Annotated in this window: 10 protein-coding genes; 7 read left to right on the forward strand and 3 right to left on the reverse strand. The window is 58.5% G+C overall.

The window, feature by feature from the left end; translation table 11 throughout:
* On the reverse strand, nt 1–369 hold a 369-nt coding region (gene elyC / locus ADK28_RS20495; protein ID WP_048796536.1), incomplete at its 3' end, for an envelope biogenesis factor ElyC.
* Between the two features lie 152 nt (nt 370–521).
* On the opposite strand from elyC, the gene cmoM reads away from it, so the two are divergent.
* The 7 genes from cmoM (at nt 522) to ADK28_RS20530 (ending at nt 11,250) form a co-directional block, all read left to right on the forward strand.
* Nucleotides 522–1,307, forward strand: coding sequence for a tRNA uridine 5-oxyacetic acid(34) methyltransferase CmoM (gene cmoM, locus ADK28_RS20500; protein ID WP_015377334.1), 786 nt, complete (start codon nt 522–524; stop codon nt 1,305–1,307).
* Nucleotides 1,304–2,626 (forward strand): chromosome partition protein MukF, encoded by a 1,323-nt coding sequence (gene mukF, locus ADK28_RS20505; protein WP_048796526.1) that lies wholly within the window; start codon nt 1,304–1,306, stop codon nt 2,624–2,626. The genes cmoM and mukF overlap by 4 nt, the downstream gene beginning before the upstream one ends.
* A complete protein-coding gene (mukE, locus tag ADK28_RS20510; protein WP_004928226.1) occupies nt 2,607–3,335 on the forward strand; it encodes a chromosome partition protein MukE in 729 nt (242 codons plus the stop codon). The genes mukF and mukE overlap by 20 nt, the downstream gene beginning before the upstream one ends.
* A complete protein-coding gene (gene mukB / locus ADK28_RS20515) occupies nt 3,332–7,780 on the forward strand; it encodes a chromosome partition protein MukB (RefSeq protein WP_016928310.1) in 4,449 nt (1,482 codons plus the stop codon). The genes mukE and mukB overlap by 4 nt, the downstream gene beginning before the upstream one ends.
* A 220-nt stretch (nt 7,781–8,000) precedes the next feature.
* Nucleotides 8,001–9,809: a L,D-transpeptidase gene (gene ldtD, locus ADK28_RS20520; protein ID WP_075202117.1), complete on the forward strand. Its 1,809-nt coding sequence runs from the start codon at nt 8,001–8,003 to the stop codon at nt 9,807–9,809.
* A 180-nt stretch (nt 9,810–9,989) separates the two neighbouring features.
* Complete coding sequence (locus ADK28_RS20525; protein WP_004928217.1) at nt 9,990–10,538, forward strand: YcbK family protein; 549 nt, start codon at nt 9,990–9,992, stop codon at nt 10,536–10,538.
* Nucleotides 10,539–10,602: 64 nt separating this feature from the next.
* Nucleotides 10,603–11,250, forward strand: a complete 648-nt coding sequence (locus ADK28_RS20530; protein ID WP_048796528.1) for an MBL fold metallo-hydrolase — start codon at nt 10,603–10,605, stop codon at nt 11,248–11,250.
* Nucleotides 11,251–11,327: 77 nt separating this feature from the next.
* Here the strand turns inward: ADK28_RS20530 and ADK28_RS20535 are convergent, their stop codons facing one another.
* Together ADK28_RS20535 and ompC are read right to left on the reverse strand one after the other, a co-directional pair.
* Nucleotides 11,328–12,518 (reverse strand): amino acid aminotransferase, encoded by a 1,191-nt coding sequence (locus ADK28_RS20535; protein WP_048796529.1) that lies wholly within the window; start codon nt 12,516–12,518, stop codon nt 11,328–11,330.
* A gap of 245 nt (nt 12,519–12,763) precedes the next feature.
* Complete coding sequence (gene ompC, locus ADK28_RS20540) at nt 12,764–13,891, reverse strand: porin OmpC (protein ID WP_015377340.1); 1,128 nt, start codon at nt 13,889–13,891, stop codon at nt 12,764–12,766.
* Nucleotides 13,892–13,972 lie beyond the last annotated feature (81 nt).

Here is a 13,972-nt window from a genome sequence, read left to right on the forward strand (position 1 = left end):
CCTGGCGCCAGGATGTGCAAGGTAGAGCCGCACGCCTTCCGTGACGCGCGGCAGACTGTTGCCGAGCAGGTTTGAACTGGGCGCCCAATCGGGATTGTAGGTATAGCCCCCGCCCAACACGACGATGTAGCTGACCGGATCGTTACCGCGATAAGTCTGGTATTCGGCTTCGATCGGCCGCAGCAGCCGGTCGGCCACCGGTTGCAGGCTGAAAAGCAGTAAAAACAGCCAGCTCAGCGTGAAAATCGTCTTACCGCTTTTTTGCCAGCGGGTGAACCACAGCAGCAGCAGCGCCAGCCCCATCAGCAGCATCAACAGCGGCAGTGGCATCAGCAGGGCGCCAAAGAACTTTTTCAGGTTGAACAGCATCGAAAATCAGATCCTTTTGGGTGAAAAATCGGCATCCAGGTATAAACAGGCCGCAAGAAGATACATTCTAAGCCAGTCTGTGCCAAAATAGCAGGTTTGAATGGGCGTGCGCTTTGCCGCCGACAAGACTGAGATCAGCGGAGCCGTTGTCCATGCAGGATCGCAATTTTGACGATATTGCTGAAAAATTTGCGCGTAATATTTACGGCACCACGAAAGGAAAAATCCGCCAGGCGGTGGTTTGGCAGGATCTGACCGGGCTGCTGGCGCAGTTGCCGCAGCGGCCGCTGCGCATTCTTGACGCCGGGGGCGGTGAAGGCCATATGGCCTGCCAACTGGCAGAATTAGGACATCAGGTGTTGTTGTGCGATCTTTCTGGTGAGATGATCCAGCGCGCCGCGCAGCTGGCGGAGCAGAAAGGTGTGAGCCAGAACATGCAATTCGTACAAAGTTCTGCGCAGGATATCGCTCAACATTTGGAACAGCCGGTTGATCTGATATTGTTTCATGCAGTGCTTGAATGGATCGCCGAGCCCGAAGCGGCGCTGCAGGCGTTGTATGACTGCCTGACGCCGGGCGGCGCGCTGTCGCTGATGTTCTTCAACGCCAACGGCCTCTTGATGCGCAACGTGGTGTTGGGTAATTTCCAACTGGTGGATCCCGAGGTCAGACGGCGCCGCAAGCGTTCGCTGTCGCCGCAATATCCGCACGATCCGCTATTGGTCTACGGTTGGTTGGAACAGCTGGGCATGCGCATCGGCGGCAAAACCGGCGTGCGGGTGTTCCACGACTATCTGCAGAGCAGACAGCTGCAAACACAAAAATTTGAAGAGTTACTGGCGCTTGAACAGCACTATTGCCGGCAGGAGCCGTACGTGAGTTTGGGGCGCTATATTCACGTCATGGCGCATAAACCAAACCTGAAGGACGAACTATGAGTGAATTTTCCCAGACAGTACCCGAACTGGTCGCCTGGGCACGGAAAAATGATTTCTCTATTTCGCTCCCTACGGAGCGTCTCGCATTTCTGCTCGCCATCGCCACCCTGAACGGCGAACGACTGGATGGCGAGATGAGCGAAGGTGAGCTGGTTGATGCATTTCGCCATGTCAGCAAGGGTTTTGAACAGACGCATGAAACGGTGGCGATGCGCGCCAACAATGGGATTAACGACATGGTGCGCCAGCGCCTGTTGAACCGTTTTACCAGCGAGCTGGCGGACGGCAACGCGATTTACCGCCTGACGCCGCTGGGTATCGGCATTACCGATTACTATATTCGCCAACGCGAATTCTCCACGCTGCGTTTGTCGATGCAGCTGTCGATCGTGGCGCAGGAACTCAAACGCGCCGCCGATGCCGCCGACGAGGGCGGCGACGATTTCCATTGGCACCGCAACGTGTTCGCGCCGTTGAAATATTCGGTGGCGGAAATCTTCGACAGCATCGACATGACCCAACGCGTGATGGATGAGCAGCAGCAGAGCGTGAAGAACGACATCGCGGCGCTGCTGAGCAAGGATTGGCGGGCGGCGATCTCCAGCTGCGAGATGCTGTTGTCGGAAACCTCGGGCACCCTGCGCGAGCTGCAGGATACGCTGGATGCGGCGGGCGATAAGCTGCAGGCCAACCTGCTGCGCATCCAGGACGCAACCCTCGGCAACGTGGAGCTGGGTTTCGTCGACAAGCTGGTGTTCGATCTGCAAAGCAAGCTGGATCGCATCATCAGCTGGGGCCAGCAGGCGATCGACCTGTGGATCGGCTACGATCGCCACGTGCATAAATTTATCCGTACCGCTATCGATATGGACAAAAACCGCGTGTTCGCCCAGCGCCTGCGTCAGTCGGTGCAAACCTATTTCGACCACCCGTGGGCGTTGACCCATGCCAATGCCGATCGTCTGCTGGACATGCGCGACGAAGAACTGGCGCTGCGCAGCGAGGAAGTGACCGGGGAACTGCCGCCGGATCTGGAATTCGAAGAGTTCAGCGAGATTCGCGAACAGCTGGCGGCGATGATCGAAGAGGCGCTGAAGGTGTACCAGGAACAGCAGATGCCGCTCAACCTTGCGGCGGTGATGCGCGATTACCTGGCGCAATATCCGCGTGCGCGTCATTTCGACGTGGCACGTTTAGTGGTCGACCAGGCTGTGCGCCTCGGTGTGGCTGAAGCAGATTTCTCAGGGTTGCCGGCGGAATGGCAGGCAATCAATGATTACGGAGCCAAGGTCCAGGCCCATGTCATCGACAAATATTGAACAAGTAATGCCAGTCAAGCTGGCCAAGGCGCTGTCCAACTCGCTGTTTCCGGCGTTGGACAGCCAACTGCGCGCGGGTCGTCACATCGGTATCGATGAGCTGGACAACCACGCCTTTTTAATGGATTTCCAGGATGAGCTGGAAGAATTTTACAACCGTTACAGCGTCGAGCTGATTCGGGCGCCGGAAGGCTTCTTCTATTTGCGCCCGCGCTCCACCACGCTGATCCCGCGTTCGGTGCTGTCCGAGCTGGATATGATGGTGGGTAAGATCTTGTGCTACCTGTATCTCAGCCCCGAGCGCCTGGCGCACGAAGGCATTTTCAGTCATCAGGAGCTGTACGACGAGCTGCTGAGCCTGGCCGATGAGAACAAGCTGCTGAAGTTCGTCAACCAGCGCTCCACCGGTTCGGATCTCGATCGGCAGAAGCTGCACGAAAAGGTGCGCACTTCCCTGAACCGCCTGCGCCGCCTCGGCATGGTCTATTTCATGGGCAATGACAGCAGCAAGTTCCGCATTACCGAGGCGGTGTTCCGCTTCGGCGCCGACGTGCGCAGCGGCGACGATCCGCGTGAAGCGCAGCTGCGCATGATTCGCGACGGCGAGGCGATGCCGGTTGAAACCAGCCTGTCGCTGAACGATGAGAATGACGCTGAGGATCAGCAGGTTGATAACGCTCCTGACGGTGCAGAGGATGAACAGGAATGATTGAACGCGGTAAATTTCGCTCGTTGACGCTGGTTAACTGGAACGGCTTCTTCGCCCGCACCTTTGATCTGGATGAGCTGGTGACCACGCTGTCCGGCGGTAACGGGGCGGGGAAATCCACCACCATGGCGGCCTTCGTCACCGCACTGATCCCCGATCTGACGCTGCTGCACTTCCGTAACACCACCGAAGCGGGCGCCACCAGCGGCTCACGCGACAAAGGCCTGCACGGCAAGCTGCGCGCCGGCGTGTGTTACTCCACCCTTGACGTCGTCAACTCACGCCACCAGCGCGTGGTGGTTGGCGTGCGTCTGCAGCAGGTGGCGGGGCGCGATCGCAAGGTCGATATCAAACCGTTCACCATTCAGGGGTTGCCGACCGCGGTACAGCCGACTGAATTGCTGACCCAGACCGTGGGTGAGCGCCAGGCGCGCGTGCTGTCGCTGCAAGAGTTGAAAGAGCGCGTGGAAGAGATGGAGGGCGTGCAGTTCAAGCAGTTCAACTCCATCACCGATTACCACTCGCTGATGTTCGATCTGGGCGTGATCCCGAAACGCCTGCGTTCGTCCGCCGATCGCAGCAAGTTCTACCGTCTGATTGAGGCGTCGCTGTACGGCGGTATCTCCAGCGCCATCACCCGCTCGCTGCGCGATTACCTGCTGCCGGAAAACAGCGGCGTGCGCAAGGCGTTCCAGGACATGGAAGCGGCGCTGCGCGAAAACCGCATGACGCTGGAAGCGATCCGCGTCACCCAGTCGGATCGCGACCTGTTCAAGCATCTGATCTCCGAGGCCACCTCCTATGTGGCGGCGGACTATATGCGTCATGCCAACGAACGCCGAATCCATCTGGACGGCGCGCTGGCGCTGCGCAGCGATCTGTTGGGCAGCCGCAAGCAGCTGGCCGCCGAACAGTATCGCCATGTGGAAATGGCGCGCGAGCTGAGCGAACAGAGCGGCGCTGAATCCGATCTGGAAACCGATTACCAGGCCGCCAGCGACCACTTGAATCTGGTGCAGACGGCCATGCGTCAGCAGGAGAAGATCGAACGCTATGAAGCCGATCTGGAAGAGCTGACCTACCGTCTGGAAGAGCAGAACGAAGTGGTGGCCGAGGCGAGCGAGCAACAGGCCGAAAACGAAGCGCGCGCCGAAGCGGCCGAGCTGGAAGTGGATGAGCTGAAGAGCCAGTTGGCCGACTACCAGCAGGCGCTCGATGTGCAGCAGACCCGCGCCATTCAGTACCAGCAGGCGCTGCAGGCACTGGAGCGCGCGCGCGCGCTGTGCCAACTGCCGGACCTGACTGCCGATAATGCCGAACAGTGGTTGGATACCTTCCAGGCCCGCGAGCAGGAGGCGACCGAAGCGCTGCTGATGCTGGAACAGAAGCTGAGCGTGGCCGACGCCGCGCACGGCCAGTTCGAACAGGCCTATCAACTGGTGGGTAAAATCGCCGGTCAGGTCAGCCGCAGCGAAGCCTGGCAGTGCGCGCGCGAATTGCTGCGCGACTGGCCTTCGCAGCAGCACTTAGCCGAGCGCGTTCAGCCGCTGCGCCTGCGCCTGAGCGAACTGGAGCAGCGCTTGCGCTCGCAGCAGGACGCCGAGCGCCTGCTGCAAGAGTTTTGCAAACGCCATGGCCAAGAGTACCAGCCGGACGATCTCGACATGCTGCAGCAGGAGCTGGAAGAGCGCCTGGAAGCGCTGTCGCAGAACGTCAGCGAAGCCGGCGAACGCCGCATGGAGATGCGCCAGGAGCTGGAACAGATCCAGCAGCGCATCCGTGAGCTGACGGCGCGCGCCCCGGTGTGGCTGGCGGCGCAGGATGCCCTGAGCCAGCTTAGCGATCAGAGCGGGGAGCCGCTGGAAAACAGCCAGCAGGTGACCGAATACATGCAGCAACTGCTGGAGCGCGAGCGTGAAACTACCGTCGAGCGCGACGAAGTGGCGGCCCGCAAGCGCGAAGTGGAAGCGCAGATCGAGCGCCTCAGCCAGCCGGGCGGCGCGGAAGATCAACGCCTGGTCACCTTGGCCGAACGTTTCGGCGGCGTGCTGCTGTCGGAAATTTACGATGACGTCACCATTGATGACGCACCTTACTTCTCGGCGCTGTATGGCCCTTCGCGCCACGCCATCGTGGTGCCGGATCTGTCGCTGGTGCGCGAGATGCTGGAAGGGCTGGAAGATTGCCCGGAAGATCTTTACCTGATCGAAGGGGATCCGCAGTCGTTCGATGACAGCGTATTTGCCGTCGAAGAACAGGACAAAGCGGTGGTGGTGAAGATCGCCGATCGCCAGTGGCGTTATTCCCGCTACCCGGAAGTGCCGTTGTTCGGCCGTGCGGCGCGCGAAAACCGGCTGGAGGTGCTGCATGCCGAGCGTGAAACGCTGGCGGAGCGTTACGCCACGCTGTCGTTCGACGTGCAGAAAACTCAGCGCTCGCACCAGGCTTTCAGCCGCTTTATCGGCACCCATCTGGCGGTGGCGTTCGACGCCGATCCGGAAGCGGAGATCCGCGGCCTGAACGCCCGTCGTGGCGAGATCGAGCGTGCGCTGAACAATCACGAAGCGCAGAATCAGCAGCAGCGTCAGCAGTACGACCAGGCCAAAGAGGGCATTTCCGCGCTCAACCGCCTGATGCCGCTGGTGTCGTTGCTGAACGATGAAACGCTGCAGGATCGCGTCGACGAGATCCGCGAAGAGCTGGAAGAAGCGCAGGACGCCGCGCGCCACATTCAACAGCACGGGGTGTCACTGACCAAACTGGAGCCGCTGCTGTCGGTGCTGCAGAGCGATCCGCAGCAGCATGAACAGCTGCAGCAGGACTATGCGCAGGCGCAAAGCGTGCAGCGTCAGGCTAAACAGCAGGCGTTCGCGTTGACAGAAGTGGTGCAGCGTCGCGCGCACTTCAGCTATACCGACTCCGCCGGCATGCAGAATGCCAACAACGATCTCAACGACAAGCTGCGTCAGCGTCTGGAGCAGGCGGAAGCCGAACGCGCCCGCGCCCGTGAGCAGCTGCGTCAGTATCAAACCCAGTTCACCCAATACAGCCAGGTGCTGGCCTCGCTGAAAAGCTCGTATGACGCCAAGCGCGACATGTTGAAAGAGCTGAGCCAGGAGCTGGTGGATATCGGCGTGCAGGCCGACGCCAACGCTGAAGCGCGCGCGCGCGCGCGTCGCGACGAGCTGCATGCGGCGCTGAGCAACAACCGCGCTCGCCGCAATCAGTTGGAGAAACAGCTGACCTTCTGCGAAGCCGAAATGGACGGCCTGCAGAAGAAACTGCGGAAGCTGGAACGCGACTATCATCAGCTGCGCGAGCAGGTGGTGACCGCCAAGGCGGGGTGGTGCGCGGTGATGCGCCTGGTGAAAGACAACGGCGTGGAACGCCGCCTGCACCGCCGCGAGCTGGCGTATATGGATGGCGACGAGCTGCGCTCGATGTCGGATAAGGCGCTCGGCGCGCTGCGTCTGGCGGTGGCGGATAACGAACACCTGCGCGACGTGCTGCGCCTGTCGGAAGATCCGAAGCGGCCGGAGCGTAAGATTCAGTTCTATATCGCGGTGTACCAACACCTGCGCGAGCGTATCCGTCAGGACATCATCCGCACCGACGATCCGGTCGAGGCCATCGAGCAGATGGAAATCGAGCTGGGCCGTCTGACCGAAGAGCTGACCGCGCGCGAGCAGAAGCTGGCGATCAGTTCGAAAAGCGTGGCCAACATCATTCGCAAAACCATTCAGCGCGAACAGAACCGCATTCGCATGCTGAACCAGGGTCTGCAGGCCGTTGCCTTCGGCCAGGTGAAGAGCGTCCGTCTGAACGTCAATGTGCGCGAAGCGCATGCCACTCTGTTGGATGTGCTCTCCGAGCAGCAGGAACAGCATCAGGATCTGTTCAACAGCAACCGCCTGACCTTCTCCGAAGCGCTGGCCAAGCTGTATCAGCGCCTGAATCCGCAGATCGACATGGGGCAGCGCACGCCGCAGACCATCGGCGAGGAGTTGCTGGACTACCGCAACTACCTGGAAATGGAAGTTGAGGTGTACCGTGGTTCCGACGGCTGGCTGCGTGCGGAAAGCGGCGCGTTGTCTACCGGTGAAGCCATCGGTACCGGGATGTCAATCCTGGTGATGGTGGTGCAGAGCTGGGAAGAAGAATCCCGCCGCCTGCGCGGTAAAGATATCTCGCCGTGTCGCCTGCTGTTCCTCGATGAAGCGGCGCGTCTGGATGCCAAGTCGATCGCCACGCTGTTCGAACTGTGCGATCGTCTGGAGATGCAGCTGATCATCGCGGCGCCGGAAAACATCAGTCCGGAGAAGGGCACCACCTATAAACTGGTGCGTAAGGTGTTCCAGAACCACGAGCATGTGCACGTGGTGGGGCTGCGCGGTTTCGCCGGCGAGCCGCCGGCGCTGGGCACTGCGCCGGTTGAAACGCCATAACGCAGAAAAACGCCCTAAAAATCCGAAAATAGCCGCCGCAGGGTGGCTATTTTTTTGTGCGCGTGGATGATAGTCCTGCTTTTTTATCCGTTGAAAAGCGGTTAGTTTAATCAGATAAACAGTTATTCGACGCCCGTAGGGCGAAACGGCCTTTCTGTTTGTATACTGAAACTATATGCAATTTTTGACGTTTTTTTTGTGAGCATACAGGGGGCAAGGGATGTTGCTTAAAATGGGAAACTCTCTACGACGTTTGGCGCTGAGTGGCGCTATCGCCTGTAGTCTTGTGTCGTCGTTTTCCGCCTTGGCCACCGTAACGGCGTTACCGGTGGCAACAGCAGGCATGTCCGTTGCGCAGAGTCGTTCTGAACTGCTGGCCGCGTTGCCGCGCGGTATGGATCTGCACTACCTTTCCACGCTGGCGCCGCTGTATGCGGCGAATCATATGCAGCCGATGTGGCAGGATCGCGAGGCCGTTCAGCAGTTTCAACAGCAGCTGGCCGAACTGGCGATGTCCGGCGTGCAGCCGCAGTTCACCCAGTGGGTGAAGATGTTGACCGATCCGGCGCTCAGTGAAGCGGGCCGCGATGCGGTGCTGTCCGATGCGATGCTGGGTTATTTGCAGTTTGTATCCGCCATCGGCGCCAACGGCAACAACTGGCTGTACAGCAATATTCCCTACAATCTTGGTTTGCCGCCCACGGCGGTGATCAATCAATGGCAGCTGGCGGTGCGCCAGGCGCGAACCCTGAGCTACGTAAATTCGCTCGCGCCGCAGCATCCGCAATATGCCAAGATGCATCAGGCGCTGCGTGACATGCTGGCGGACAACCGCCCCTGGCCGCAGGTGGGCAGGGGCCCGAGCCTGCGCCCTGGCCAAATGAGCAACGATATCCCGGCGCTGCGTGAGATCCTGACGCGCACCGGCATGCTGGCCGCCTCGGCGCCGGAAGCGGAGCCGGAACCGGCGGTGGTTTCGGCGAAGAGCAATGAACCCGACGACGGCGGGCTGACGGTAGATGAAGAGAAAAGCCGCGTGACGGTGAGCCCATCGGCGGCGCCGGTGACGGACTTGACCGCGGAACAGACGCCGCCGCAGATCGGCAGCGTGGTGAGCGACAACCTCTATACCAACGAGCTGGTGGAGGGCGTCAAGCGTTTCCAGAAATGGCAGGGGTTGACGGCGGACGGCGTAATCGGCGTGCGCACCCGCGAGTGGCTCAACGTGTCACCGAAAACCCGCGCCGCGCTGTTGGCGCTGAATATCCAGCGCCTGCGCATTTTGCCGGGGCATGTCGGCACCGGCATTATGGTGAACATTCCCAACTACTCGCTGACCTACTATCAGAACGGCAACGAAGTGTTGTCCTCCCGCGTTATCGTCGGGCGGCCGAGCCGTAAGACGCCGCTGATGAGCAGCGCATTGAACAACGTGGTGGTCAACCCGCCTTGGAACGTGCCGACCACTCTGGTGCGTGAGGATATTGTGCCGAAGGCGATGCGCGACGGTAACTATTTCCAGAAACACGGCTATACCGTGCTGTCAGGCTGGAGCAACGATGCGGAAGTGATCAACCCGGCGATGATCGACTGGAGCATGGTTTCCGCGCGCAATTTCCCGTATCGCGTCCGTCAGGCGCCGGGGGCCACCAACTCGTTGGGGCGTTTCAAGTTCAATATGCCGAGCTCGGATGCCATCTACCTGCACGATACCCCGAACCACAGCCTGTTCCAGAAAGACATCCGCGCGCTCAGCTCCGGCTGCGTGCGGGTGAACAAGGCTTCCGATTTGGCGAATATGCTGCTGCAGGATGCCGGCTGGAACAATAGCCGCGTTTCCTCCACGCTGAAAGAAGGCAATACCACTTATGTGAATATTCGCCAGCGTATTCCCGTAAAACTGTATTATCTGACCGCCTGGGTTTCGGATGATGGCCAACCGCAATTCCGTACAGATATTTACAATTATGATAATACGGTGAGATCGGGCGCACAAATTTTGGCTCAGGCCAAAAAATTAATGCAGTAAATGCAGTAATTATAAATAAATAACGGTCAGAATGTTTGGCTATACCGCAGGCCCTCGTAGGCGGGGGCCTGTAAACCTAGGCGTATCGCGGGTTGACTCAGCATACGCAGGCGGTTATGGTTCGGACAGTGCGCTGCTTTGTGCATTTATTTTGACATTCTTGCCGGGTTTAACAGAGTCATGGACAAAATTGATCATCATCGCCGTAAATGGCTGGCGCTAGGTGGCGCCGCTATGGGCATAGCGCTGCTTCCAGGGCAGGCATTTGCCAGTCTTTCCACCGCTCGACCGCGTATTTTAGTGCTGAATAACCTGAATACCGGTGAATCTATTAAAGCCGAGTTCTTTGACGGCAAAGGCTACAATAAAGAAGAGTTGGTTCGGCTAAATCATCTGTTCCGCGATTATCGCGCCAACAAGGTTAAATCGATCGATCCCAGCTTGTTTGATCACCTCTATCGCCTGCAGGGGCTGCTGGGCACCAGCAAGCCGGTGCAGCTGATCTCCGGTTACCGCTCCGTAGATACCAACAACGAATTGCGCGCGCACAGCCGCGGCGTGGCCAAGCACAGCTACCATACCAAGGGCCAGGCGATGGATTTCCACATTGAAGGTATCCAATTGAGTAATATCCGTAAAGCGGCGTTAAAAATGCGCGCCGGTGGTGTAGGATATTACCCACGTAGCAACTTCGTGCACATCGATACCGGCCCGGTTCGGAGCTGGTAATCGCGGTGCCCTCAGTGAATAACGCTGCTCCTTGCAGAGGCGGCGTTATTGTCGTTGGAGCCTTATGAAATACCATCTTATTCCCGTTACCGCCTTTAGCCAGAACTGCAGCCTGATCTGGTGTGAAAACACGCAGCAGGCGGCGTTGGTTGATCCCGGCGGCGAAGCGGAAAAAATCAAAGCGGAAGTGGCGAAGCAGGGTGTGACAATCACGCAGATTTTGCTGACGCACGGCCATTTGGATCACGTCGGCGCGGCGGCGGAGCTGGCGGACCATTATCAGGTGCCGATTTACGGCCCGGATAAAGAGGACGCTTTTTGGCTGGATGGTTTGCCGGCGCAGAGCCGGATGTTCGGGCTGGAGGAGTGTGCGCCGCTGACCCCGACTCGTTGGCTGTCGGAAGGCGATGAGATGCAGGTGGGCGAAATGACGCTCAAGGTGCTGCACTGCCCCGGGCACACGCCAGGCCACATTGTCTTTATCAATGAGCAGGCGCGTTTGGCGCTGGTGGGCGACGTGCTGTTTAACGGCGGCGTGGGGCGCAGCGACTTCCCGCGCGGTGATCATCAGGCGTTGATCGCCTCTATTCGCACCAAGCTGCTGCCATTGGGCGACGATATGCGCTTTATTCCCGGCCACGGCCCGATGTCGACCTTTGGCCACGAGCGCCAGACCAACCCGTTCCTGCGCGAAGAGCCGGCGGTGTGGTAACGATTATTTCCCGGCCGAAATAATCAAGGGCGCATAGAGCGCCCTTTTTTTATGATTTATGACCTGCGTCGATGCTTTTAGAGCACGGCGACGATGGCTTCACACAGCGGCGCCATGTTGTCCGGGGTCATGCCGGCCACGTTCACCCGGCCCGAGTTCACGGCGTATACGCCGAACTCTTCACGCAGACGCAGCACCTGTTCTTTGGTCAGGCCGCTGAATGAGAACATGCCGTTCTGCTGGATGATGAAGCTGAAGTCCTGTTGTGCGCCTTTCTCCTGCAGGGTGTTCACGAACAGCTGACGCATGCGGTGAATGCGCTGGCGCATGTCGGTCAGCTCCTGCTCCCACATCGCGCGCAGGGCGTCGTTGCCCAGAATGGTGGCGACAACGGCCGCGCCGTGTGACGGCGGGTTGGAGTAGTTGGCGCGAATGGCCGCCTTCACTTGGCTGAAGGCGCGATCGGCGGTTTCGGCATCGGCCGCTACAATGGTGCAAGCGCCGACGCGCTCATTGTACAGGCCGAAGTTTTTCGAGTAGGAGCTGGCGACGATCAGCTCTTGATGTTTGGCGGCGAAAATACGCAGACCCTGCGCATCCTCTTCCAGACCGTTGGCGAAGCCCTGATAGGCGAAGTCGAACAGCGGCAGCCAGCCATTGGCGACGGAAAGCTCAGCCAGTTGTGCCCACTGTTCCGCCGTTGGATCGATACCGGTCGGGTTATGACAGCAGCCGTGGAACAACACGACATCCCCGGCCTGAGTCTGTTTCAGGCTGTTCAGCAGGCCGTCAAAATCCAGCGCGTGGTTGGCAGCGTCGTAGTAGGCGTACTCCAGCACTTCCAGGCCAACGGCGCTAAAGACGTTCTTGTGGTTCGGCCAGCTTGGGTTGCTGATCCAGATGCGCTTGGCGCTGGTCTGGTTGGCGATAAAGTCTGCCGCCACGCGCAGGCCGCCGGTGCCGCCTGGCGTCTGCGCGGTGCGCGCGCGACGATTGGTGACGATCGGGCTCTCTTTACCGAACAGCAGCTCTTGCGTGCAGCTGGCAAACGCCGGGATGCCTTCAATGCCGAGATAGTTTTTGGTGGTCTCGTTTTCCAGCAGATACTGTTCAGCTTTTTTTACGCTGGTCAGCACCGGGGTTTTGCCGGTTTCGTCTTTATAAACGCCAATGCCTAAATTGATTTTATTCGGGCGGGCGTCGGCGCGGAAAATGTCGGTCAGGCCCAGGATCGGGTCGGCGGGTGCGGCGGTGATTTTTTCAAACATGTCAGGTGCTTCCAAATCTCGGAGTTAAGCAGACAGAAGCATCAGGGTAGCGCCAGTTATCGGCTTTGCCAACCGTTTGCGATAAAAACACCGCGATCTTGTGAACGGGAAGGATTCGACAGAAAAAATGAGGGGGAAGGGGAAATCTGCAGGATAAAACGTTACCGGAAGACACAAATAAAAACAGGGCCGAAGCCCTGTTTTTTTAACTTAGCCGACGGTGAACCGCCGTTAAGCGAGACAACTTAGAACTGGTATACCAGACCAACAGCTACGATATCGTCGGTAGCGGTGCCGGTTGCTTTGGTGAACTCGTTGTCATCCAGCAGGTTGATTTTGTAATCAACGTAGGTGGACATGTTCTTGTTGAAGTAGTAAGTGGTACCAACAGAAACATATTTAACCAGATCCTGGTCAGAACCCACGCCAGGAACGTTCAGGTTTTTACCTTTAGATTGCAGGTAAGACACTTCTGGACGCAGACCGAAGTCGAACTGGTACTGAGCAGTCACTTCGAAGTTCTGAGTTTTGCTCGCGAAGCCGCCGCACTTGTCATCGGTAGCTGCACAGCCTGCACCGAAGTTACCGCCGCCGAACGGAGTCATGTTACGGGTTTCTGCGTACATCGCCGCCAGGTAAACGTTGTTGGCGTCGTATTTCGCACCTACGGTCCATGCGTCAGCCTTGTCGCCACGCTCGTTGGAACGCAGTTTCTGGTCGTCGGTACGGTTAGAAGACGCGTATGCAGCGCCGAAGCTTACGCCTTCGCCGATGTCATAAGTAGAGGAGATGCCCCAGCCGTCGCCGTTTTGTTTCTTGACGTTACGGCCGTCGTTCTGGTTTTTGCCCTGGTACTGAACGGCGAAGTTCAGACCGTCAACCAGACCGAAGAAGTTGTTGTTACGATAGGTCGCAACGCCGTTGGTACGGCCGGTCATGAAGTTGTCGGTGTAGGTGTAAGTATCGCCACCGAACTCTGGCAGCATATCGGTCCAGCCTTCCACGTCGTACAGTACGCCGTAGTTACGGCCGTAGTCGAAGGAGCCGTAGTCAGCGAATTTCAGACCCGCGAAGCCCAGACGGGTTTTGGTGCCTTCGGTGCCCTGAGATTCGGAGTGGTTAGCCTGGACGTTGTATTCCCACTGGCCGTAACCGGTCAGTTGGTCAGTAATCTGAGTTTCACCTTTGAAGCCGAAACGAACATAGGTCTGATCGCCGTCGTTACCTTTGTCGTCGGAGAAGTAGTGCAGACCGTCAACTTTGCCGTACAGATCCAGCTTGTTGCCGTCTTTGTTGTAGATTTCAGCTGCGTTTGCTGCACCAGCAGCCAACAGAGCCGGGATAACCACTGCAAGAATGTTGCGCTTCATCATTATTACCCTCATTGGTGTTATTCGGACACCTTTGCCACTGCCGCCAATAATTCCTTGGGAACTATTGTTGATAGATTGGTG

Source organism: Serratia sp. 506_PEND, assembly GCF_001076875.1.
In the GTDB taxonomy this organism is placed as follows: Bacteria; Pseudomonadota; Gammaproteobacteria; order Enterobacterales; family Enterobacteriaceae; genus Serratia; species Serratia marcescens.

Bases quoted from the DNA above. Each gene is read 5' to 3' on its own strand.
- ADK28_RS20525 (WP_004928217.1), top strand. From the start codon at position 9,990: ATGGACAAAATTGATCATCATCGCCGTAAATGGCTGGCGCTAGGTGGC.
- ADK28_RS20535 (WP_048796529.1), bottom strand. From the start codon at position 12,518: ATGTTTGAAAAAATCACCGCCGCACCCGCCGACCCGATCCTGGGCCTG.
- mukF (WP_048796526.1), top strand. From the start codon at position 1,304: ATGAGTGAATTTTCCCAGACAGTACCCGAACTGGTCGCCTGGGCACGG.
- mukE (WP_004928226.1), top strand. From the start codon at position 2,607: ATGTCATCGACAAATATTGAACAAGTAATGCCAGTCAAGCTGGCCAAG.
- ldtD (WP_075202117.1), top strand. From the start codon at position 8,001: ATGTTGCTTAAAATGGGAAACTCTCTACGACGTTTGGCGCTGAGTGGC.
- ompC (WP_015377340.1), bottom strand. From the start codon at position 13,891: ATGATGAAGCGCAACATTCTTGCAGTGGTTATCCCGGCTCTGTTGGCT.
- cmoM (WP_015377334.1), top strand. From the start codon at position 522: ATGCAGGATCGCAATTTTGACGATATTGCTGAAAAATTTGCGCGTAAT.
- ADK28_RS20530 (WP_048796528.1), top strand. From the start codon at position 10,603: ATGAAATACCATCTTATTCCCGTTACCGCCTTTAGCCAGAACTGCAGC.
- mukB (WP_016928310.1), top strand. From the start codon at position 3,332: ATGATTGAACGCGGTAAATTTCGCTCGTTGACGCTGGTTAACTGGAAC.